This window comes from Roseivirga seohaensis, from assembly GCF_001592945.1.
GTDB lineage: Bacteria > Bacteroidota > Bacteroidia > Cytophagales > Cyclobacteriaceae > Roseivirga > Roseivirga seohaensis.
Genome location: NZ_LRPB01000048.1, coordinates 108,919 through 131,154 on the forward strand (window position 1 = coordinate 108,919; position 22,236 = coordinate 131,154).

Annotated in this window: 22 protein-coding genes; 18 read left to right on the plus strand and 4 right to left on the minus strand. The window is 37.8% G+C overall.

Annotated features, from left to right (window positions below):
• Nucleotides 1-478 precede the first annotated feature (478 nt).
• From AWW67_RS14995 to AWW67_RS15005, 3 genes are all read left to right on the plus strand, one after another.
• A complete protein-coding gene (locus tag AWW67_RS14995) occupies nt 479-1,666 on the plus strand; it encodes an MFS transporter (protein WP_071387152.1) in 1,188 nt (395 codons plus the stop codon).
• On the plus strand, nt 1,659-2,744 hold the full coding sequence (locus AWW67_RS15000) for an aminotransferase class V-fold PLP-dependent enzyme (protein WP_062302734.1): 1,086 nt from the start codon (nt 1,659-1,661) through the stop codon (nt 2,742-2,744). Before AWW67_RS14995 ends, AWW67_RS15000 begins: the two co-directional genes overlap by 8 nt.
• A 106-nt stretch (nt 2,745-2,850) precedes the next feature.
• Nucleotides 2,851-3,774 (plus strand): universal stress protein, encoded by a 924-nt coding sequence (locus AWW67_RS15005; protein WP_062302735.1) that lies wholly within the window; start codon nt 2,851-2,853, stop codon nt 3,772-3,774.
• 71 nt (nt 3,775-3,845) lie between these two features.
• Here AWW67_RS15005 and AWW67_RS15010 read toward each other — a convergent pair whose 3' ends face one another.
• Nucleotides 3,846-4,253: a heme-binding domain-containing protein gene (locus AWW67_RS15010; RefSeq protein WP_053224346.1), complete on the minus strand. Its 408-nt coding sequence runs from the start codon at nt 4,251-4,253 to the stop codon at nt 3,846-3,848.
• A 117-nt stretch (nt 4,254-4,370) separates the two neighbouring features.
• Nucleotides 4,371-4,832: a MarR family winged helix-turn-helix transcriptional regulator gene (locus AWW67_RS15015; protein ID WP_053224347.1), complete on the minus strand. Its 462-nt coding sequence runs from the start codon at nt 4,830-4,832 to the stop codon at nt 4,371-4,373.
• A 160-nt stretch (nt 4,833-4,992) separates the two neighbouring features.
• Here AWW67_RS15015 and AWW67_RS15020 point away from each other — a divergent pair, with 160 nt between their 5' ends.
• The 8 genes from AWW67_RS15020 to dapA all read left to right on the plus strand — a co-directional run bounded on the left by AWW67_RS15020 (nt 4,993) and on the right by dapA (nt 11,734).
• Nucleotides 4,993-5,532 (plus strand): RNA polymerase sigma factor, encoded by a 540-nt coding sequence (locus AWW67_RS15020; protein ID WP_053224348.1) that lies wholly within the window; start codon nt 4,993-4,995, stop codon nt 5,530-5,532.
• Nucleotides 5,533-5,563: 31 nt separating this feature from the next.
• Nucleotides 5,564-6,217 carry a hypothetical protein gene (locus AWW67_RS15025; protein WP_062302737.1) on the plus strand — a complete coding sequence of 218 codons (654 nt, stop codon included), beginning with the start codon at nt 5,564-5,566 and terminating at the stop codon, nt 6,215-6,217.
• 10 nt (nt 6,218-6,227) lie between these two features.
• Nucleotides 6,228-6,713 (plus strand): hypothetical protein, encoded by a 486-nt coding sequence (locus AWW67_RS15030; RefSeq protein WP_062302738.1) that lies wholly within the window; start codon nt 6,228-6,230, stop codon nt 6,711-6,713.
• Between the two features lie 94 nt (nt 6,714-6,807).
• On the plus strand, nt 6,808-8,112 hold the full coding sequence (gene xseA / locus AWW67_RS15035) for an exodeoxyribonuclease VII large subunit (protein WP_062302739.1): 1,305 nt from the start codon (nt 6,808-6,810) through the stop codon (nt 8,110-8,112).
• Nucleotides 8,105-8,302 (plus strand): exodeoxyribonuclease VII small subunit, encoded by a 198-nt coding sequence (gene xseB / locus AWW67_RS15040; RefSeq protein WP_053224352.1) that lies wholly within the window; start codon nt 8,105-8,107, stop codon nt 8,300-8,302. The genes xseA and xseB overlap by 8 nt, the downstream gene beginning before the upstream one ends.
• A gap of 17 nt (nt 8,303-8,319) precedes the next feature.
• Nucleotides 8,320-10,374 (plus strand): NAD-dependent DNA ligase LigA, encoded by a 2,055-nt coding sequence (gene ligA, locus AWW67_RS15045; protein WP_062303162.1) that lies wholly within the window; start codon nt 8,320-8,322, stop codon nt 10,372-10,374.
• Nucleotides 10,374-10,868 (plus strand): DUF6913 domain-containing protein, encoded by a 495-nt coding sequence (locus tag AWW67_RS15050; protein WP_062302741.1) that lies wholly within the window; start codon nt 10,374-10,376, stop codon nt 10,866-10,868. Before ligA ends, AWW67_RS15050 begins: the two co-directional genes overlap by 1 nt.
• A 5-nt stretch (nt 10,869-10,873) precedes the next feature.
• On the plus strand, nt 10,874-11,734 hold the full coding sequence (gene dapA, locus AWW67_RS15055) for a 4-hydroxy-tetrahydrodipicolinate synthase (RefSeq protein ID WP_062302742.1): 861 nt from the start codon (nt 10,874-10,876) through the stop codon (nt 11,732-11,734).
• Nucleotides 11,735-11,807: 73 nt separating this feature from the next.
• On the opposite strand, the gene AWW67_RS15060 is transcribed toward dapA, so the two are convergent.
• Together AWW67_RS15060 and AWW67_RS15065 are read right to left on the minus strand one after the other, a co-directional pair.
• Complete coding sequence (locus AWW67_RS15060; RefSeq protein WP_053224355.1) at nt 11,808-11,984, minus strand: BF3379 family histone-like protein; 177 nt, start codon at nt 11,982-11,984, stop codon at nt 11,808-11,810.
• Nucleotides 11,985-12,082: 98 nt separating this feature from the next.
• A complete protein-coding gene (locus AWW67_RS15065; RefSeq protein ID WP_062302744.1) occupies nt 12,083-13,333 on the minus strand; it encodes an aminotransferase class I/II-fold pyridoxal phosphate-dependent enzyme in 1,251 nt (416 codons plus the stop codon).
• Between the two features lie 165 nt (nt 13,334-13,498).
• Between AWW67_RS15065 and AWW67_RS15070 the strand changes: the two genes are divergently transcribed.
• From AWW67_RS15070 to AWW67_RS15100, 7 genes are all read left to right on the plus strand, one after another.
• On the plus strand, nt 13,499-14,989 hold the full coding sequence (locus AWW67_RS15070; protein WP_062303164.1) for an acetyl-CoA carboxylase biotin carboxylase subunit: 1,491 nt from the start codon (nt 13,499-13,501) through the stop codon (nt 14,987-14,989).
• A 5-nt stretch (nt 14,990-14,994) separates the two neighbouring features.
• Nucleotides 14,995-16,293, plus strand: a complete 1,299-nt coding sequence (locus AWW67_RS15075; protein ID WP_062302745.1) for a DUF1015 domain-containing protein — start codon at nt 14,995-14,997, stop codon at nt 16,291-16,293.
• Nucleotides 16,259-16,825 (plus strand): Maf family nucleotide pyrophosphatase, encoded by a 567-nt coding sequence (locus AWW67_RS15080; RefSeq protein ID WP_062302747.1) that lies wholly within the window; start codon nt 16,259-16,261, stop codon nt 16,823-16,825. Before AWW67_RS15075 ends, AWW67_RS15080 begins: the two co-directional genes overlap by 35 nt.
• A gap of 75 nt (nt 16,826-16,900) precedes the next feature.
• Entirely contained in the window at nt 16,901-18,358 is a 1,458-nt protein-coding gene (cls, locus tag AWW67_RS15085) for a cardiolipin synthase (protein ID WP_062302748.1), read from the plus strand.
• A gap of 92 nt (nt 18,359-18,450) precedes the next feature.
• A complete protein-coding gene (locus AWW67_RS15090; RefSeq protein WP_062302749.1) occupies nt 18,451-20,259 on the plus strand; it encodes an acyl-CoA dehydrogenase family protein in 1,809 nt (602 codons plus the stop codon).
• A gap of 80 nt (nt 20,260-20,339) precedes the next feature.
• Nucleotides 20,340-21,581: an alkaline phosphatase family protein gene (locus AWW67_RS15095; protein WP_062302751.1), complete on the plus strand. Its 1,242-nt coding sequence runs from the start codon at nt 20,340-20,342 to the stop codon at nt 21,579-21,581.
• 41 nt (nt 21,582-21,622) lie between these two features.
• On the plus strand, nt 21,623-22,174 hold the full coding sequence (locus AWW67_RS15100; RefSeq protein ID WP_062302752.1) for a hypothetical protein: 552 nt from the start codon (nt 21,623-21,625) through the stop codon (nt 22,172-22,174).
• Nucleotides 22,175-22,236: the final 62 nt, after the last annotated feature.

Below are 22,236 nucleotides of genomic sequence, written 5' to 3' on the forward strand. Positions count from 1 at the left end.
ATTTCAAAAAACTGGTCTTGGTAAAAAGCAAAAAGCCCCGATAAATCGGAGCTTTTCATAAACCCTTTAGAACTCGGAGGTTTTTGAACCTCCTTAATAGACAGGATTTGGGCTATCCCTTTGCCCGCAACAGTCCACTGTTATCCTGCTCTTTCGAACGAGGCCTTGTGCCGAAAAACGGAACAAGGTGAGGCCTTGTTTTGTGCGAGAATCACCCGGAATTTTAGTTTAACTTGTAAAGTTCAAAAATTTGTCCGAGCCCCTTAGGGAATATACATACAAAGCTACGAAGCCAATTGTTCCATAAAAACTAAAACTATTCCTTTTTATTGGCTGTTACCCAAACCTCTAATTTTACGTCATACCCTAACAAACAATAAAAAATGCGTTTGAGAAACTTTCGGTTTTCATTCGTGATAATTTATTCTTTGTTTTGTCAAATGCCTTTAAGGCAATTATCCATAAAGAGATTTAGCTTTTGCAGACCGATAAGATTTTAACCAGAGATTTCGTACTCCATTTTATTTCCTATTTCTTAATGGCAACAGCGTTCTATTTTCTGTTGCCTACCCTACCTGTATATGCCGTAGATGCATTAGGAGCTAATAAAAATCAAGTAGGCTACATTATTGGAGTATATGCTTTATCGGCCTTAATCATTCGCCCTTTTTGCGGTTATGCGTTAGATGCTTACGGCAGGCGGTCAGTTTATCTTTGGGCATTGGGCATTTTCACTTTACTCTTTGCGCTCTATCACTTATCCTCTACCTTCTTCATCCTATTAATACTACGAGTATTCCATGGTTTTACTTGGGGAACGATTACAACTAGTGGAAGCACAATAGCTGCTGATCTTATTCCTGAAAACAAAAGAGGCGAAGGAATCGGTTACTTCGGGCTTGCAATGACCTTCTCTATTGCTTTTGCGCCTTACGCTGGCGACCAAATTATGGGGCAAGGCAATTTCACCAACCTATTTAACATTTCGTTTGCGGTGTGCTTTGCTTCCCTTGTGCTTGCATTAATTATTAAAGTGCCGAATATTAAAACAGGAGAAACGAAACTTAGCATTAAAAAAATGTTTGATAGCCGTGTAAATCGTATCGCAGCAGTAATGTTTATGGGAGCTTTTCCCTATGCCGCCATCATTTCTTTTATCAGAATTTACAGTGATGAACTTGGTCTAAAACAAGGTGCATTATTTTTCATTTTCATGGCCATTGGAGTAGCTGTAGCCAGACTATTGGTAGGCAAAGTAATGGATAGAAAAGGCCCTACGGGCATTGTAGTTATTGGTTTGGTGGTTACTATTATTGGGTTGATTTGGCTCAAATACACAGAAACCTTCTGGCCATTTATGATGTGTGGCGTTTTAGTAGGTATGGGCAATGGATTGATTATGCCTACTGTTCAAACCATGGCCTTAAACATTGTTCCTATTGAAAGACGAGGAGCTGCAAATGCTACTTTCTTTTCCGCTGTTGACTTAGGAATTGGCGCAGGCTCAATAGCCCTAGGTTATGTTGCAGAATATTATGGCATCGACACGATGTTTTTCATCTGTGGCTTAATACTTTTGCTTCCGTTAGCATTTTATTTTCTGTTTGTACGTAACCACTACTACCGACAGTTGGAATTGCTAAAAAAGGAAGAACACAATGGCTAGAAAAATTTACTTTACCCCAGGGCCATCTGCCCTTTATTTTACCGTAGAAGAACACCTGAAACAAGCCGTTAAAGAGCAAGTGATGGAGGTGAATCATAGAAGCAAACAAGCAGCCGCCTATTATCAACATGCTGTAGAAAACCTAAAGAGCTTGATGAATATTCCTGAAGGCTATCATGTCTTCTTTCTTAGTTCAGCTACAGAAATTTGGGAACGACAAATTCAAAACTTGGTGGTAGATAAATCTTATCACTTCTGCAATGGTGCTTTCTCTAACCGATTCTATGAGTTTTCTAAAAGTCTAGGAAAACAAGCTTTAAAAAGTGAATCCAAGTTTGGAACCATTCCCGAAGTAAACCCAGAAAATATTCCTCAAGACAGCGAATTGATCAGTTTTGCGCTGAACGAAACCAGTACTGGAGTTACTTTTCCTGTAGAAGAAATCTATAAAGTAAGAAAGTCACATCCCGAAGCAATTATTGCCATTGATGGCGTTTCTGCATTTCCGGTGATTGACATTGATTTCGCGCAAATTGATAGTGCCTATTTTTCGGTACAAAAGTGCTTTGGGTTGCCTGCAGGTTTAGGTGTATGGATTGTAAATAACCGTTGCATTGAAAAGGCTTTAAAGAAAGAAGCCGATGGACACTCAATAGGCACATACCAAACACTACCGAACCTACTTAAAAACGGAAGTAAGTTCCAAACCACCTACACCATTAATGTGCTCAACATTTATTTGTTGATGAAAGTAACTACCGACATGCTGAATAAAGGCATTGATATGATTAGAAGAGAAAGTGCCTATAAAGGGTTGCTTTTACAAAAATTGGTTACCGATCATCCTTCTTTTAATCATTTTGTTTCAGATGAAAAGCTAAGGTCTAAAACGGTAATAGTTGCCAATACATCCACCCCATCTCAAGAATGGATTGATGAACTTACATCCAAAGGTTTTGTGGTGGGAAATGGTTATGGCGACTATAAAGGAAAACAAATCAGAATCGCTTCGTTCCCAACACATTCAAAAGAATTGATAGAATTACTCTATGATACCATAAATGGAATGAAGCTTTAAGTCGCTCATAAAAAAACGTATTAGAATCTGTTTAAATTTTGACTATATTCATGGGTATATCTATCTTTTATATCTTTAATTTTGCCCTTAGGTTTATATTATAACTATGCCCAAAAGAGAGAAAATTTTGGTGTTGATGGACACCAGCGATGTTGACAAAACGCTCCTCAAGTTTATTGAGGTAATTGCCACCGCACACGAGACCAAAGAAATTCATTTCTTTAATAGTATTAGTGAAATGAAAATTCCGGAGGAAGTTTTAAAAAGCTTTCCTGAAATAAAGGTTAAATCCATCGAGGAAAGAAGAAAAATGATCCAGGACTTGGTATCTTCTTCTCTTCCCGAAAAACTCGTTGGAATCAGTGAGGTACATATTAAAGAAGGCTCACCAGCTAAGGCCATCCTGAAATTTGTCGAAAAGAACGGTATCGACTTAATTATGATGGGACGCCATAAAGATTTTGTTGGCGGTGGAATTTTATCTAATCGCCTAGCGCGTAGAGCCGATTGTGCACTTTTCATTATCCCTGAAAACTCTGGCTCTAATTTAAACCTGATTCACGTGCCTTGCGACTTCTCTGAGCATTCTAGAATTGCAATGGAAGAAGCAATTGGTATTTCAAGAAAGTACGACAACGATATAAAGATCATTTGTCAAAATGTATATACCGTACCAGGTGGATACCATTACTCTGGTAAAACTTACGAAGAGTTTGCTGAAGTAATGCGAGCAAATGCAGAAAGGGATTATAAAAAATTCATGGCTGGTATTGACCATGAAGGCTGCGACATTGAAGTGGTGTATTCGTTAGATACCAATGACGACCCGGTAAATGACATTATTGACTTTGCCAATGAACATAAACCTACTACAATTATCATAGGTGTTAAAGGAAGAACAGCCACTACCGCTTTATTTATTGGAAGCAGAGCCGAGCAACTCATTCAAATCAACAACAACATTCCAATGATGATTGTACGACCTAAAGGGAAAAATTCAGGCTTAATGGATTTCATAAGAGAAATTTAAATCCAAAGTATTCCATAGAAAAAGCCTTTCATTCTTACGAGTGAAAGGCTTTTTTATGTACCTAAATTAAGTTATTTCCCTTTAATTCTTTTCTCTTCAGCTTCCATCCAAGTCAATAACGCCTTGGTCTCATCATCTGTCAATTTCATGTCAGGATTTCGTTCCACCATTCTTGGAGGAGGCATTTTACCTTCTTCTAATACTTCAAACATCTCTGCAATAAAGTGAGATTGTTCTTCCTTGTTCATTTTTGCCACCTTTTCCCACTGAAGCTTTTCCTTTGCTTTTTCGTTTCGTGCATCAGGCTTGTGGCAATTCATACACTTCGCATCTATAATTACTTGAATATTTTCCGGAAATGTAATCCCTTCTTGCTCGTTTATCGCTTGTGTTAATGGAGCCTCTGGTTTACTCTTGAATGAAACGGAAATGATAAGAAAAGCAAAAAGTAGTGTACTAGCTTTAAGAGAGTTTTTCATAGTTAAAATAGTTTTTAAGAGAGTAAGATTAAAAAAGCTTTTAAAGGTTTAATACAGAAATTGTTAGATAGTAAAATAATACATACCAACGGCACAGAATTGGTATTTACGTTTTTCCTAATCCTGCATAGACCGCAATTCATCCAGTAAAATATTAGCTTCTTTTACTCTCTCCTCTTCAATCTTCTTAAACCTGTCCATCCAATGTTTAGATTGTATCTCTACTTCATCGAGTAAGTCGAGCCCTTTTTGAGTAATGAGCACATCTTTTGCTCGTCTATCAGTTTCGCTCACCTCTCTCACCACAAGCGCTTTAGCCTCGAGCCTATCTACGATACGAGAAGCGTTAGACATCCTATCAATCATTCGATCTATAATTGTATTGATGGTGCACGGTTTAGGATAATGGCCTCGCAAAATTCTTAACACATTATACTGAGCAGAAGAAATACCGAAGGGTTTAAAAATATTAAGCTGTTGCTCTGAAATCCAGCTGTTAGTATAAATCAGGTTTACTATAAGTTTTTCATACTCATTCGTAAACTTTCGGCCTTGCTTAATATCTTCTTCTAACCCCACTGTATGTGAATTATATACTTAATGTTAAATATAAAGAACGAAAACCAAACAGCATATACCTCTAAGTGGTTCAAAGTTTTTAATTTGATTAAAACCAATTAACTTTCAACTAAACCAATCCACATTCAGAGCATCTAACAGCCTAAACAACACATTCTTTTTGGACGATCATCAAATCATAGAGGATTTTAAAAATCCAGCCACACGAAATAAAGCTTTTAATGTACTTATAGATAGGTACCAACAACGCATTTATTGGCATATTCGAAAGATTCTAATTGACCATGATGACACCGATGATGTAGTGCAAGAGGTGTTTATTAAGGTTTTTAAAAATCTTGAAGGATTCAGAGAAGCCTCTCAATTATATACTTGGATTTACAGAATAGCCACAAACGAAGCACTTACTTTTTTAAAGAAAAGGCAAAGAAAACAAGCTTGGTCAATTGACGATGTCAATCATGATTTAGAAAACAAATTAACTAGCGGTTCATATATTGACGGAGATGAGATTCAAATCAAACTTCAAAAGGCAATTCTAACCTTGCCCGAAAAGCAAAAGCTAGTATTCAATATGAAATATTTTGACGACATGAAGTATGAAGACATTTCAGAAATTATTGGCACTAGCGTGGGCGGACTCAAAGCAAATTACCATTTGGCGGTTAAAAAAATAGAGGAGTATTTAGCTCAAGATTAAACCTTATAACCCTTTGATAATCAAAGCATCGATGTCGGACGAAACTCCATATAAAAAACTTAAAGACCCTAAGCTCAAAAACAATATTTTTGAAGTTCCAGAGGGGTATTTTGATAGTCTGAAAGAAAAAACTGATCAAGAAATTAATGTCGAAAAGAATAAATTTCTTAATAAGGAAAAGCTTAAGAAAGGTGTTTTCAATGTTCCCAATGGCTACTTCGACAAACTAAATAAAAAAATAATTTCAGCGACTAGTATTACTAAAGAGGAAGGAATTCTTGGTAATGAGCATCTTAAGGGAAATGCTTTTACAACACCAGAAAATTATTTTGAGAAGCTGAACGCTGAAATTCTTTCAAAAGTTAAACCAGAAGCCAAAATTATTCCGCTGTACCAAACCACATGGTTCAAATCAGTGGCCGCTGCAGTGATACTTATAATGGTAGCATTGTTATCGATACCAAAAAATGAAGTAAGTGAATCTGAACTATTGAGTGAAATTTCTGATGAGGCGATCATAAACTATTTAGAAGAACGCCAAGCCATCGAATATGAACTCCTTTCATCTATTGAAGGTTTAGATGCAATACTTGACAATATGATTCTGGAAGAAACATCGAGCTATAGCTTTGCATTAAATGAAAACCCAGAATTAGATTACGACTTTGAATATTTAGATTACTAGTGTAATAACCATGAAAAAATTTATTTTCACATTATACATACTGACCTTCTGCTTTACGGCATTTGCTCAAAATGGCAGACCCCCACAAGACAGAGAGAAAATTCAGAAAGCGAAAATCGCATTCTTAACAAATCGTTTAGACTTGAGCGTAGATCAAGCCAAATTATTCTGGCCAATATTTACAGAATACGATAGTAAGAAAATTGAGCTATCGCACCTGTATATTCAAAAGAAAAGAGAAATTTTCGCAAAGTCAGAAGACTCTAGAAACATGAAAGAAGAGGATGCTAATACCCTTTTAGATATTTATTTAGACCAAAAACAAGCGGAGTTAGATGTAGAAAAAACCTACATGAAGAAATTCAGTGAAGTTTTAAACTCAAGACAAATTTGGAGAATGATTTCTTTTGAAAGCGATTTTAGAAGATCGCTAATTGATCGTAGTATGAAACACGATGATAAGGAAGAACCTAAGCGAGGTGGTAATCGCAACTAAAGCAATAACACCCCAGAAAAATTTAAATCCTGCTAACGCAGGATTTTTTGTTTAATCCCATTTGATCAAGAATGGCATTGATGTAATTTGCGTTATGACTCACCTCACTCTTTTTGAGTTAACCAGCCTCATTAAATCAGAACTCGAGAAAAATCTCGAACCTTCCTATTGGGTTATTGCTGAAATCAGCGAAATGAGGCTTAATCCAAAAGGCCATTGCTATATGGAGTTGGTAGATAAAGAAGGTCAGTATGTAACCAGCAAAATCAGAGCAAACATTTGGGCTTATACCTACCGAAATCTTAGCGCTTGGTTTGAGTCCATTACAAAAACCTCGTTGCAGTCTGGAATAAAAGTATTGCTAAATGTTCAAGTACAGTATCACGAACTGTACGGCATGAGTCTGAATATTAAAGATATTGACCCGAACTTTACTCTAGGAGAGCGTGCCCGAAAACGTCAGGAAATAATTCAAAAGCTTCAAGACGAAGGCGTATTCGATATCAACAAAGAACTAACACTCCCTATCGTTCCGCAATGCATCGCAATCATCAGTTCCGAAACTGCGGCTGGTTATGGTGATTTTAAAAATCAAATTGAACAAAACTCAAGAGGCTATTCTTTCACAACAAAACTCTTTCAATCGTTAATGCAGGGCGATCAAGCCCCAAGCGCTATAATATCGGCCTTACACCAAATTCATGCTGAAATACAAGCTTTTGATTTAGTGGTAATTATTCGCGGTGGTGGATCTCAGGTTGATCTAGATTGTTTTGATGACTATGAATTAGCTTCTCATATTGCACAATTTCCCCTTCCTGTGATTACTGGAATTGGTCATGAACGAGATGAAACGATAGCCGATTTAGTAGCCCATACTCAAATGAAAACGCCTACCGCTGTGGCTGAATTCCTTATTTCTGGAATAGAACGTTATGACGATAGCCTAAACGAGATGGCCTATCGGTTAGAGAAATCAGGAAAACACCTTCTACAGGTTTCGGCTTACGAAATAATGAACGTGGGTTATTCATTAAAAACTTCGATGAAGGCAATAATGCATCAGTCTGAAAATGCATTAAACCAAAAACAGTTAAGGCTAAATTACGCGGTTAAAAATCTTTTTAGGGTTGAAAACAAGAAAGTAGATAACGTTGAATTACCCTTAGCGAAAGCTAAATACCAAAGACTAAAAGAAGCAGAAAAAAAATTGGACGGGCTGGAAAAACAGCTCAAATTACTTGACCCAGCATCGGTTTTAAATCGAGGTTATTCAATTACACTAATTAATGGAAAACCTATTTCCGCAGTACAAGATGTGAAAACTGGAGAAGAATTAGAAACCATAACTGCTAAACACAGAATTAAGAGTACGGTAAAATCAGCCAACAATGAGTAAGAAGAAATTGACCTATAAAGAATCGTTAGAAAGAATTGAAACGATTGTAGACATTATTGAAAATCAACAGCCCGACATTGATGATTTATCGAGTTTAGTAAAAGAAGCAACTCAGCTGATAAAAGACTGTAAATCGCGCTTAAAAAATACAGAAGAGGAATTGAACAATTCTTTAGAAAACCTTGAATGATCTATAAAAACACACCCATGACACCCGATCAAGCTCAAGAACAAATCAAACAACTGACAGAACAAATCAACTATCATAGTGATTTGTATTATCAAAAAAGCACTTCTGAAATTTCAGATTTCGATTTTGACCAACTTTTGGTCAAGCTTGCTGCCCTAGAGGTCCAGTTCCCTCAATTCAAGGCCGAAGACTCTCCTACTCAACGAGTTGGCGGTACAATTACCAAAGAGTTTGACACAGTAGTTCACAAATACCCAATGCTCTCTTTGGGCAATACCTACTCTGAAGAAGACCTTATTGAATTTGATAAACGAGTAGCTAAAGGCTTGGAAGGTCAGGAGTATGAATACTTCTGTGAACTCAAGTTTGATGGTGTTGCTCTTAGCCTAACTTATGAAAATGGGGTATTAAAACGTGCGGTTACTAGAGGCGATGGTACTCAAGGTGATGATATCACTACAAACGCCAAAACCATACGTTCCATTCCGTTAAAATTAAAAGGCGCAGTACCGGCAGAGTTTGAAGTACGTGGCGAAGCATTCTTTCCTATTAAAGAATTTCAGCGTGTAAATGCAGAGCGTGAAGACATTGGTTTAGATTTATTGGCCAATCCAAGGAATGCAGCTTCTGGAACATTGAAAATGCAAGACTCTTCCGTAGTAGCACAACGTAGATTAGACTGTTTTCTCTACTACTTATTAGGCGAAAACCTAGGCTACAGAACTCATTCAGAATGTATGGCAGCTGTTGAAAGTTGGGGCTTTAATGTATCGCCTACCTATAAAAAGTGTCATTCCATTCAAGAAGTACTGGCTTATATTCACGAATGGGAAGAAAAAAGGCATACGCTACCCGTAGAAACCGATGGCATAGTTATCAAGGTCAACGATCTTAACCAGCAAGACCAATTGGGGTTCACGGCAAAAAGTCCACGTTGGGCCATTTCATACAAATACAAAGCAGAAAGTGCCGCCACAGTTTTAGAAAGCATTTCATATCAAGTAGGACGAACAGGTTCTGTTACACCTGTGGCTAATTTAAGTCCGGTACTTTTAGCAGGCACAACGGTAAAAAGAGCTTCGCTTCATAATGCCGATCAAATTGAAAGGCTAGATTTGCGTATTGGGGATACCGTTTTTGTAGAAAAAGGTGGCGAAATAATCCCGAAAGTAACTGCTGTTAATCTCGCCTTGCGAAAACCTGATAGTGAACCAATTACGTACATTACGGAATGTCCTGAATGTGGAACATCGTTAGTTAGGCAAGAAGGAGAAGCCAACCATTATTGCCCAAATGCAGATGCCTGTCCTCCGCAAGTATTGGGGAGAATTGAACATTTTATTCAGCGCAAAGCTGTTGATATCGATTCACTTGGCCCTGAAACCATAAGAGGATTACTTCAGAATAATTTAATCAGTAACTACGCTGATTTGTACAGCCTGACTTTTGATCAGTTAAATGGTCTTGAATTCCGTATTTATTCAGATAAAAAAGGTGAATATACCGTAAGAAGTCTTCGTGATAAATCTGCGGGGAACATCATTAAGGCGATTGAAGCATCTAAGCAAGTTCCATTTGAACGTGTTCTTTTTGGTTTAGGAATTCGTTATGTAGGCAAAACTGTTGCAGAAAAATTAGCAGCTCATTTTAAGAATATAGATACCTTAGCAAAGGCAAGCTTTGAAAGCCTTATAGCGGTAGAGGAAATTGGAGACAGAATAGCCCAAAGTGTTATCGAGTTTTTTCAGAATGAAGAGCACATCCTAATCGTTCAAAAATTAAAAGAAGCTGGGGTTCAACTCGAAAAAGACCAATCTGAAGTTTTGGCTCCCGAAAGCAATATTTTTGAAGGTAAAACTTTCGTTATTTCTGGAGTATTTACCCAGTTTTCTAGAGATGAACTTCAAGAAAAGATTAAGGCCAATGGAGGTAAAGTAGTTTCTTCAATCAGTAAAAAACTAGATTTCTTAGTGGCTGGCGATAAAATGGGGCCTTCCAAATTAGAGAAAGCCACCACCCTCGGAATTAAAATAATTTCGGAAGAAGAATTCATTCAAATGATTAATAATTGATGTCATTATTCGCAAAATCATCAACCGTAAATGATAATACCCAAGAAAGCTTCAAACTTTTTTCTGAGTCGAAACACATAGGGTTACTTTATTCTTGGGAAGACAGCCATAAGGAAAAATCTATTCAAGAGTTCGCTAATTCATTAGGCTCAAACAAGTCCATTGACTTTTTGTGCTTCAACCCTATAAAAAAAATTCAACCGGCTACAGAAAGCCCAACCTTTAGCCGAGCTGATTTCAATTTATTCGGAAAGATTCAGTCTGAAACTGTTCTATCTTTTATGGAAAAACCTTTCGACTACTTATTTCATCTTGATTTCGATATTAATTCATCTATTAAACCCTTGCTGACAAAATCAAGGGCTAATTGGAAAGTAGGTTGTCATTCAGACCAAGGTGAAGGCATTTATGACCTGATGATTAAAATTAATAAAAGTGCAGGTTTGAAGAACTTATCAGACCAAATGCTTATTTATGTAAACGCATTGAAGTAAAGAAAATGGAGATATTAAAAGGTACAGGTGTAGCGCTAGTTACACCTTTTAATGAAGATTTAACAATTGATTTTGACGGGTTATTAAAGCTCTTAGAGCACACCGCCAAAGGGGTTGATTATTTCGTAGTACAAGGTACAACGGGAGAATCGGCCACTACTACTGCAGCGGAAAAAGCTGAGATTCTCTCGTTTGTAAAGAAGAATAATAAAACTGGTTTACCCATTGTATATGGTATTGGAGGAAACAACACACAGTCTGTTTTAGACAATATTAAATCGGCTGATTTAGATGGCGTAGACGCAATACTATCTGTAAGTCCATACTATAATAAGCCAAGCCAAGAAGGAATTTATCAGCATTTTAAAATGATTGCCGATGCATCTCCGGTTCCTGTAATTTTATACAATGTACCTGGTAGAACGCAATCAAATATATCAGCAAACACTACATTACGTTTGGCTCAACACAAAAATATTGTTGCAATTAAAGAAGCTTCTGGTGATTTAACACAGTGCATGTCCATTTCAAAAGATGCTCCGGAAGACTTTTTATTGATTTCTGGTGACGATTTATTGACAACTCCCATGATGGCGACTGGGGCAGTTGGTGTTATTTCTGTGCTTGCAAATGCCTTCCCAGAAACCTTTAAGAGGATAACAAAGGCAGCATTTTCTGCCGATTTTAAAGCATCTTCAGAAGCCACTTTTGAGTTAATCGACATTAATCCTTTGATGTATGCAGAAAGCAACCCAGTAGGAATAAAGCAGGTTTTAGAAGAATTCGGTATATGTAAAAACTACGTACGAATGCCTCTATTACCAGCCTCAGAAGACCTTAAAACAAAGATTAAGGCTTTATTATAAGTAATTACAGCACAAAAAAAGAGAGGCCAATCTAACGATTAGCCTCTCTTTTATTTTTCAAAGGATGTAATAATTATCCTTGGTTCTTAATGTTTTGAACATCAATTCGAATTTCTTGAGCTAAGTTCTTAAGGTCTTGCATTCCTTTTCTAACTCTAGTACCCGCAGCTTGATTTTTCTTGTCGTAGAACTTTTCGAAATCACCCTCTAAAGAGTCAATTAAGTTTTTTACTTCGCTAAATCTGCTCATATTATTTGTGCTTTTAAGGTTGTTGAAAAATGTTTGTTTGGATAGCAATTTAAATCAAAATACTCTATTTGCAACAGTCAGGGCACTTTTTTTTAACATTACTCCCCAAAGGCAGCCGCTAACTCGGCATTTTTGTACTCACCGCTCGTTAACTTACCCTTAATTGCCTCAAATGCAGCAATAGTTTCGTTTACATCTTCCATACTGTGAGACGCTGTTGGAATTAGTCTTAAAATGATCATTCCTTTTGGCACTACTGGGTATATCACAACAGAACAGAAAATATTAAAATTCTCCCTTAAATCCTTACTTAAGGTTGCGGCCTCACCAACGGTTCCGTTCAGTACCACCGGAGTTACACTCGATTTGGTGGTTCCAATACTAAAACCTTTTGCTTGTAACCCACCTTGAAGTGCGTTTACAATTTTCCAAAGGTTTTCCTTATGCTGAGGCTGAGTTTTTATGATCTCTAATCTTTTAAGACCACCAATCACAAATGGCATTGGTAATGCTTTCGCGAAAATCTGAGACCTCATATTGTATTTAAGGTAATGGATAATTCGCTTATCTCCTGCTACAAAAGCCCCAATCGCGGCCATTGATTTAGCAAAGGTTGAGAAATACAAATCAACTTCATCAACACAATTCAAGTGCTCGTGGGTACCAGCACCAGTAGCTCCCATAGTACCAAAACCATGAGCATCATCTACAAAAAGTCTAAAGTTGAATTTAGATTTTAAGGCAGCAATCTCGTTTAATGAACCCAGGTTACCAGTCATCCCAAATACACCTTCGGTAATCACTAAAATTCCACCTCCAGTTTCTTTAGTTAAACGAGTAGCTCTTTCAAGCTGCTTTTCAAGGTTTTCAATATCGTTATGTGGGTACACAAAGCGTTTACCCATGTGCAATCTTACGCCATCGATAATACAAGCATGCGATTCGCCATCATACACAATTACATCCTTACGATCAACCAAAGCATCTATAATAGAAAGAACGCCTTGATATCCGTAATTCAATAAATATCCAGATTCCTTGCCCACAAAAGAGGCCAAGCCCTGTTCTAATTCTTCATGATAATCCGTGTTTCCAGACATCATTCTAGCTCCCATAGGGTAAGCTAAGCCCCAATCGGCAGCAGCCTTAGCATCTGCCTCTCTAACTTCTGGCAGGTTACCCAAACCCAAATAGTTATTTAAACTCCAAGTAAGGACTTCTTTGCCCATAAACTTCATTCGTGGAGCAATTTCACCTTCTAATTTAGGGAACGTAAAGTACCCTTCTGATATCTCTGAATGTTTCCCTAATGGGCCGTTATCAGCAAGTAATTTTTCAAATAGATCCAATTCCTTTAGACTTTAAGTTGATTAACCTAAGTAACAAATAAGGCTGCAAATGTAACACTATAAACGCCATTTATCAAAAAACCGCAGGTATATATCACAAGCCCAAACTTAGATTTTAGCAGATAATTAATTAGCATTGTAAGCAAAATTTTGAAGGGAATGGAAATCAGGAAAATAAAGAAAATTTTAGTAGCCAACCGCGGTGAAATTGCTATCAGGGTAATGAAAACAGCCCGCGAAATGGGAATCAAAACCGTAGCCATATATAGCGATGCAGACCGCCATTCGCCACATGTGCGCTATGCAGACGAAGCCGTTAACGTTGGTCCTCCTCCTTCCGCACAGTCTTATTTAATGACTGATAAGATTATCGAAATTTGTAAAGACTTAGCAGTTGATGCCGTGCATCCTGGCTATGGATTCCTCTCCGAAAACGCTGGCTTTGCAAAAAAGATAGAAGAAAACGGTATCATTTTTATTGGCCCATCTACAAAAGCTATTGAAATTATGGGCGATAAGCTCTCTGCCAAAGAGGCTGTATCGGGCTATAATGTTCCTATGGTACCAGGAGTAAATCATGCCGTTACAGATCCAGAAGAGGCAAGAAAAATTGCTGAGCAAGTAGGTTACCCGGTTCTAATTAAGGCCAGCGCTGGTGGTGGCGGTAAAGGAATGAGGGTTGTCGAAAATCCAGAAGAACTAGAAGAGCAAATGAAACGTGCCATTAGCGAAGCACAATCTGCTTTTGGTAATGGCGCTGTTTTCGTTGAAAAATTCATCACTTCTCCACGTCATATCGAAATTCAGGTATTGGGTGATAAACATGGAAACTTAGTTTACCTTTTCGAACGCGAATGTTCTATTCAAAGAAGACATCAAAAAGTAATTGAAGAAGCTCCCTCTGCCATTCTCACTCCAGAAAAGCGTAAAGCCATGGGCGAAGCTGCTTTGGGAGTTGCCAAGTCTTGCGACTACTACAGTGCAGGTACGGTAGAGTTTATTGTAGACGAAAATTTAGATTTCTTCTTTTTAGAAATGAATACACGTTTACAAGTAGAACACCCCGTTACCGAAGAAATTACCGGTGTAGACTTAGTAAAGGAACAGATTTTAATTGCCGAAGGTCATCCATTAAGCTTTAAACAAGAAGACCTTAAAATAAAAGGACATTCATTGGAAGTAAGGGTTTATGCTGAAGACCCAACCAATAATTTCCTACCAGATATTGGATATTTAAGCACCTACAATCGACCTGAGGGGCCAGGGATCAGAGTAGATGACGGTTTTGAAGAGGGAATGGATATTCCTATCTATTACGACCCAATGATAGCCAAGCTTATTGCCTCAGGAAAAGACCGAACTGAAGCCATTGAAAGAATGGTAAAAGCTATTCAGGAATATGAAATAACAGGTTTTAAAACTACGCTTAACTTCTGCGAATTCGCCATTAAGCACGAAGCCTTTACTTCAGGTAAATTCGACACCAAGTTTGTAGAAACATATTACAAACCTGAATTGCTTCAAGAAGTAAACCCCGAGCATCACGACATTGCTTTGGTACTTGCTGCTTTAATCAGTGAAGAAAAAAGTAACAATAGTCTCAAGTTAAAGAGTAACACTACCTCCAGTAACTGGAAGCTAAGAGTACGCGACTAAACATTATGGCAAGAATAAAACCCTTTCGCGCTTGGCGATATAACCGTGAATTATCAAATAAAATTGAAGATTTAGCTTCTCCCCTTTTTGATGTCGTTTCAAAAAAACAACGAGAGGCACTTTATAACAATCCATATAACAGCATCCACATCAGCGTTCCTAGAGATATCGAAACGCAGAAGAGGACAGTAGAAGAATGGAAGGCAGAAGGCATTATCAATCAAGATCAAATTCCGGGCATTTACGTTTATTACCAACATTTTACACTACCCGGCAGTAGACGAACATATATTAGAAAGGGCTTTATTTGCTTTATAGAAGCCACAGATTGGAACAGTGTAGATTCTGATGTGCTTCGCCATGAGAACACAATGCCGCATTCTGTAAACGACAGAATAGATATTTTAGCACAAAGCCAAATGAATGTGAGTCCAACGCATGGGCTTTATTTCGACCCTGAATTTAGCCTTGAGCAATACATGGACGAAAGCATGAAAAACCCCATTTATGATAGGGAAGATTATCAGGGTGTTCGTGATGTTTTGAGTGTAATTCATGATTTTGAAGTCATCAAAAAGTTTGTGGCTAAACTGAAAGATCAGCAAGTGATTTTAGCCGATGGTCATCATAGATACGAAGGCTCTTTGCTATATAAACAGCGAATGAAGGCTCAAAACCCAAACCACACTGGTAATGAGGCTTACAATTTTCATTTGATGTACCTGACCAATGCAGAAGCCGATGATTTAAGAATTCTACCTACCCACAGATTACTCTCTGGCTTAAAAAACTTCAACAAAGAAGATCTGCTCAATACGCTTTCTGAAGACTTTATTATTAAACCACTTGACAACCCAAATGATGTAAATGAAATCATTTTAGGCAAAAAATGGGCCTTTGGTTTATTATTTGGAAAAGAGGCCGTGAAAGTAAGATTGAAGCCTGAACGAATTACTGAACTCAAATGGAATTTCCCTCAGGTAGTTAAAGATTTGGACTTAACCGTAATGCACTATTTTATCATAGAAAAAGCATTGGGTATTTTAGGTAAAGACCAACGAAGTTCTGAGCATATTTCCTTTGAAAGAAACTTCTCAAACTGTTTAGAAAAAACCATTACTGGGGAAGTGGATTTTGCCATTATCACTCAAGATATCAGCATGGAAGATGTGAAAAACGTTTGCCACTCAGGATATACCCTACCCCAAAAATCGACCTACTTCTACCCTAAAGTAATTAGTGGTTATTTATTCGGATCAATTAAAGAAGATGAATTTACCCTACCATTTGATATTGGCTTCTAAATCTCCTCGAAGACAAGAACTGCTTCGATCTTTGGAAGTGGATTTTGAAATCAGAACAAAAGAGGTGGACGAGTCTTTTCCTCTATCAATACCCGTAAACGAAGTAGCTGAGTATTTAGCAGTTAAAAAATCTGATGCTTTTGAGAATTTAGAAGAAAACGAATTAGTCATTACTTCCGACACTACGGTTTTGAATGAAGACCAAATTTTAAATAAAGCCGAAAATGCACAGGAAGCGTTTCAAATGATTCAGTCGCTTTCAGGAAAAACGCATCAGGTAATCACAGGCGTTTGTCTTCGTTCTTCCAATAAAAAAAGAAGTTTTTCAGAAACTACCAAAGTCACTTTTCGAAAGCTAGAAAAAGCTGAAATCGAGCATTATATCAAAAAATACAAGCCTTTCGACAAGGCGGGTGCCTACGGAATCCAAGAATGGATTGGCATGGTGGGGATCGAGAAAATTGAAGGTGATTTTTACAATGTGATGGGCCTGCCCTTGCACAAGCTATATAAAGAACTTCTAAGTTTTTAATCTTCCCTTCATTTCTCATTGAAATCAATTCTGAACTTTAGTAACTAGCTATGGGTTAAATCGCTAATTTTAATCATGCTTGATTTTTGGTTCACGCTTTCTCCTTTCCTTCTAGGGCTATATTATTTAGCTATTTTTATTGTGGTCATTAATATTTTGCTTGAAAACAGAAACCCGCTAAAAACGCATTCTTACCTCTTACTGTTATTATTATTGCCTGTTTTAGGCCTAATCATCTATCTATTTTTTGGGCAGCACATCAGAAAACGAAGAATCTTCTCTAAAAACCAATTGATCAACTCTGCTTTTGGCCAAAAATATATTGATGAATATTTAACCCCAGAGAATGCAACTCCTATTCATAAAGCTTTAGTAAGCGAACAATTCGATAAACTCATTCGCTTTTTAAGTCGCGATCTCTCTCCTCTTTCAGAAAATAATAGAATTACCTTATTGAAAAATGGGGAAGAAAAGTTTCCAGCACTTTTAGAAGCACTGAAACAAGCAAAAAATCATATTCATTTAGAATACTACATCTTTACTAGCGATGGAATCGGGCATCAAATCAGTGAGTTATTAATGGCTAAAGCCAAAGAGGGTGTTCAAGTAAGGGTGATTGTAGATGGTGTTGGAAGCCTCGGTTTAAAAAGCGCTTATTTCGAAAAAATGAAAAGCGCTGGTGTTGAAATTTATGAATTCATGCCAGTACTTTTCCCTTCATTTACCAGTAAAATCAATTACCGCAACCACAGGAAAGTGGTTATTATTGATGGTATTACCAGTTTTACTGGAGGGATTAATGTTGACGACCGTTATATCAACAATGGTAAATACCCAACCTACTGGCGCGACACCCATATTAAAATCGAAGGCTCCGCAGTAAAAACATTACAGTTTCTATTTATTCTCAATTGGCAATTTGTCTCTGGTCAGCCTTGGCGACCAACTGAAAAGCATTTCCCAAAAACCGAACCTTCATTTGGTTCTAGTTATGTTCAGGTAAACGCAAGTGGCCCCGATTGGGATTTAGCCAGTATTATGGACTCATTCTGTTTAGCCATAAACTCCGCTAGGAATAGTCTTAAAATTGCTACCCCATACTTCATTCCAAATGAGAGTATTATTAACGGAATTACTACCTCTGCCAAAAGTGGGGTTTCCGTAGAACTTATGATTCCCCATGCTTCTGACTCTTGGATCGTTCAAGCAGCTTCCATGTCATTTATGAAGCAACTTTTAGAAGCTGGCGTAAAGGTGTATCTCTACAAAAAGGGCTTTCTGCATTCTAAAACGCTTACAGTAGACGGAAAGCTAGCCATAGTAGGCACAGCCAATATGGATTACCGAAGTTTCGACCTAAACCATGAGGTGAACACCTATATTTATGATCCTACCATCGCTATTCAACTCAATCAGAATTTTGAAACCGATAAGGCCGATTGCGAAGAATTACATCTTAATGAATGGAAGAAACGCAGTATTTCGAAGAAACTGCTCGAATCTGTTTGTAGATTACTTGCGCCATTGCTCTAAGCTCACAATTGGCAACTGAATAAACTTCATTCTGAACTTAGTTACCTGCATTTTATTTGTTTTCACTTATATTGAAAACAAACCAATATGCCATGCCTAATCCATCACAGTATACTAACCTAAACACCATCAAGTTTTTGATGTACAATGTTCATCAAACGGAAGAATTACTTGAAGCCAACCGATATGCTGCTTACGACAAGTCATCTATTGATCTATTGTTAGATTCGGTAAAAACCTTCTGTGATAAAAGCCTTCATCCTTTTATTAAAGAAATGGATGAAAAGCCTTCCTCCTTTGCAAACGGAGTAATTACGATTCACCCGCAATTTGAAAGCATTCTAAAAGAATCAGGCGAAATGGGACTTGTAGCGGCCATGTTCGAGGAAAAAGATGGCGGTTTACAATTACCGAACATCGTTTTTCATACGCTCTATTTTATGATGGAAGCCGCCAATAACCATGTTACAGGTTATTTGGGTTTAACCGCAGGTGCGGCAAACCTTATTGTCTCTTTTGGAAATGATTTTCTAAAAGAAACCTACGCGCAAAAAATGATGTCGCTAGAATGGACAGGCACCATGTGTTTGACCGAACCGCAAGCGGGATCATCATTGTCAGATGTAAAAACTACTGCCAGCCTTCAAGAAGACGGCACCTATAAAATCAACGGTCAAAAAATATTCATCTCCTCAGGTGACCATCAGTTTGCCGAGAACATTATTCATTTGGTATTGGCTCGAACAGAAGGCGCTCCTTCGGGCACAAAAGGTGTTTCGCTTTTTGTAGTTCCGAAGAAAATAGTAGCCGCTGATGGTAGTCTTGGTAAGCAGCAAGTGATTGTGGCCGGAGAATTTGAAAAACTGGGTCAGCGGGGTTATTGCACCTCGCATTTGGTTTTTGAAGACAGCGTTGGGCACATGATTGGAGACGAAAATCAGGGCTTAATTTACATGTTCCAAATGATGAATGAAGCTAGAATTGCAACTGGCAGAATGGGAACGGGAATAGCCTCAGCTGCTTTTTATTCTTCTCTTGAATATGCAAAAGAAAGGCCTCAGGGAAGAAAATTAACATCTTCAGGTAAAAAGGACTTAGACGAAGATCAAACCTTAATCATCAATCACCCTGATGTAAAACGAATGCTGCTCTTCCAAAAAGCCATTGTGGAAGGTTCTTTAAGTTTGGTAATGCAGGCCGCGCATTATGTGGATTTAGAACATATTTCAGAAGGAGAAGAAAAGGAACGTTACAATTTACTTCTAGAATTACTCACTCCTATCGCTAAAACTTATCCTTCAGAAAAAGGGCTTGAAGCAGTAAGTACAGGGTTACAAGTACTTGGCGGCTATGGCTTCTGCATGGACTTTATCCTTCAACAATATTACCGTGACATTCGAATTATTTCCATTTACGAAGGCACAACAGGCATTCAGTCATTGGATTTATTAGGCCGAAAAGTGGGGTTAAAAAATGGAAAAGTGCTGGAATGGCTGGCCGAAGAAATTCAGTCTACTATTAAAGAAGCTAGCGCTCATGATTCACTCCAATTTAATATTCGAGTTTTAGGAGAAAGCCTTAATTCAATACAACAGGTTTTAGGTGCCTTAATGCCTCATGCTCAAAATGGGGATTTTGAACGCTACTTAGCCGATGCCACAATTTTTATGGATTTATTCGGAACGGTAGTAATGGGCTGGCAGTGGCTTAAAATCGGGGTTTCGGCACAGAAAGCTTTAGACACAAACGACAGCACTTACGCTACCGATTTCTATGAAAGCAAGCTCCACACACTCCAATTCTTTTATAAATATGAAATGAGCCGCTGCAAAGGACTTTCAAAAACCATCATGAATGAACTGGCTCTGACCATTGACATGAAACTGAGCTACCTAGATTAAAGATCTTTGACTTGTAAAAAACCCAAAAAGCAATCGTATTAATTGATGCAGCCTTTATCTTTGAGGCAACCCATAAAGCAATGAAGAAGTATATAAAATCAGCCTTATTATTCACTGTATTTGCACTTTTAGCAATGAGTTCCGTTTCTTGTCAACAGGAAACTCCTTATGTAATCATGATTTCTTTTGATGGTTTCAGACATGATTATGTGGAAAAATATGACGCTCCGAATTTCAAGAAATTCATAGAAACAGGAACTTCTGCCGAAGCCATGCTTCCCTCTTTTCCGAGTAAAACCTTCCCAAATCATTATACATTGGTAACGGGGCTTTATCCGGGAAATCACGGCTTGGTGGATAATAATTTCTATGACCGCGACCTTGATTTACGGTATAGCATCGGTAACCGTAAAGTAGTAGAAAACCCTGCTTTTTATGATGGTTTACCTCTATGGCAGTTGGTGCAGAAAAACGGGATGAAATCAGCCTCTTATTTCTGGGTGGGTTCCGAAGCCCCAATCGCGGGCAGTTTCCCTGATTATTATGAAATCTATGATGGTAAGGTGAAAAATGAGGATAGGATTTCAACGGTAATGGAATGGCTAAAATTACCCAAAGCTGAACGCCCGAATTACATTTCATTATACTTTTCTCTAGTGGACGACCAAGGGCATGCCAACGGCCCTAATGGTGCTAAAGAATCTGTTTTAGAAGCCGATCGACTTTTGGGTTTAATCATGGAGCAGCTTAAACAAATTGACCTGCCAGTGAATGTGATTGTCACTTCCGATCACGGCATGAACGAAGTAGCCAATAATGAAGAAAGTTTGATTAACGTTGATGAAGTTCTGGAAGGAATAAATAACGATGATTACAGGTTTGTTAACAGCGGAACTCTCGCTCACCTTTATGTTAACGACCAATCAAAAACTGACCAAATATATACGACCATAAAAGGAAAGGAGAATAATTTCACAGCCTACAAGAAAGAGGACTTCCCTAAAAACTGGCACTATCAAAATTCGCGAAGTGGCGAAATAGTTTTGGTGGCCAATGCAGGTCATTCTTTAAATTCTAAAAGCAATTGGCAAAGAAATATTATTAGAGGCGGAGTACACGGAGAGCATGGATATGATCCTTATCTCTCAGAAGATATGGCTACCATTTTCTACGCAAATGGGCCAAACATTAAACCAGGCTTCAAACTTCCTAAGTTTGAAAATGTAAACGTTTACCCATTTGTAGCCCATATATTAGGCATTAATGAGTTACCTGAGGTTGACGGAAAGTTGGAGGTGTTGAAGGGTGCTTACATAAAGTAAGAAATGTATATTTGATTTTTTAATCGGACACTAAGCACGTAATGACTGAACAAGAAGCCAACGAACTCCTCACAAGTAAGATTCTTAATAAAAAACTAACCAGTATTAGAGTGTTCAACCACCACCAGCCCTACCCTTTTGTGGAAGAAAACGAGGCAGTAGTGGTTTCTGCTGCTGTAGCATTTGTTTTTGAAGACAGCCCACTTACCTTCTACTGGCATCCAGAAGATCAAATTTTCAACTTCTCTTTGGCCAAGGTAAACGTAGATGAAGATTGGGACGATATTGAAATCACCAACATTGACACCTTTAAGAACATGGAAGGTGATGAAGTGAGTGCCGTTGAAATCAACTGGACTTACTTCCAAAAGCTTGATGAAAATTTTGAAATTCTTGAAGAGAAACTCTATGTCCCACAAGAAATGGTTCTCAGTTTTTCTAACGGAAGTCAACTGCAAATTGCTTGCGTAGATTTTAATATCGACCCAGTTTCAAATGACCTCGTGAACCTCAGTTACCATATGAGTGGCGGCTTATTGGTGAGTCCTGTTCCTTATAAAGAAATAGCAGCACCAGTATATAACGACCTTTAGCGGCCTTCTTAAAATTTCTATCCACTCTAAAAATAGATGCGGTTGATAATCATTATGTTTGT

Coding starts and splice junctions, on each gene's coding strand:
- ligA (WP_062303162.1), top strand. CDS start 8,320: ATGACACCCGATCAAGCTCAAGAACAAATCAAACAACTGACAGAACAA.
- dapA (WP_062302742.1), top strand. CDS start 10,874: ATGGAGATATTAAAAGGTACAGGTGTAGCGCTAGTTACACCTTTTAAT.
- cls (WP_062302748.1), top strand. CDS start 16,901: ATGCTTGATTTTTGGTTCACGCTTTCTCCTTTCCTTCTAGGGCTATAT.
- AWW67_RS15095 (WP_062302751.1), top strand. CDS start 20,340: ATGAAGAAGTATATAAAATCAGCCTTATTATTCACTGTATTTGCACTT.
- xseB (WP_053224352.1), top strand. CDS start 8,105: ATGAGTAAGAAGAAATTGACCTATAAAGAATCGTTAGAAAGAATTGAA.
- xseA (WP_062302739.1), top strand. CDS start 6,808: ATGACTCACCTCACTCTTTTTGAGTTAACCAGCCTCATTAAATCAGAA.
- AWW67_RS15005 (WP_062302735.1), top strand. CDS start 2,851: ATGCCCAAAAGAGAGAAAATTTTGGTGTTGATGGACACCAGCGATGTT.
- AWW67_RS15000 (WP_062302734.1), top strand. CDS start 1,659: ATGGCTAGAAAAATTTACTTTACCCCAGGGCCATCTGCCCTTTATTTT.
- AWW67_RS15010 (WP_053224346.1), bottom strand. CDS start 4,253: ATGAAAAACTCTCTTAAAGCTAGTACACTACTTTTTGCTTTTCTTATC.
- AWW67_RS15060 (WP_053224355.1), bottom strand. CDS start 11,984: ATGAGCAGATTTAGCGAAGTAAAAAACTTAATTGACTCTTTAGAGGGT.
- AWW67_RS15030 (WP_062302738.1), top strand. CDS start 6,228: ATGAAAAAATTTATTTTCACATTATACATACTGACCTTCTGCTTTACG.
- AWW67_RS15080 (WP_062302747.1), top strand. CDS start 16,259: ATGAATTTACCCTACCATTTGATATTGGCTTCTAAATCTCCTCGAAGA.
- AWW67_RS15090 (WP_062302749.1), top strand. CDS start 18,451: ATGCCTAATCCATCACAGTATACTAACCTAAACACCATCAAGTTTTTG.
- AWW67_RS15075 (WP_062302745.1), top strand. CDS start 14,995: ATGGCAAGAATAAAACCCTTTCGCGCTTGGCGATATAACCGTGAATTA.
- AWW67_RS15100 (WP_062302752.1), top strand. CDS start 21,623: ATGACTGAACAAGAAGCCAACGAACTCCTCACAAGTAAGATTCTTAAT.
- AWW67_RS15050 (WP_062302741.1), top strand. CDS start 10,374: ATGTCATTATTCGCAAAATCATCAACCGTAAATGATAATACCCAAGAA.
- AWW67_RS15025 (WP_062302737.1), top strand. CDS start 5,564: ATGTCGGACGAAACTCCATATAAAAAACTTAAAGACCCTAAGCTCAAA.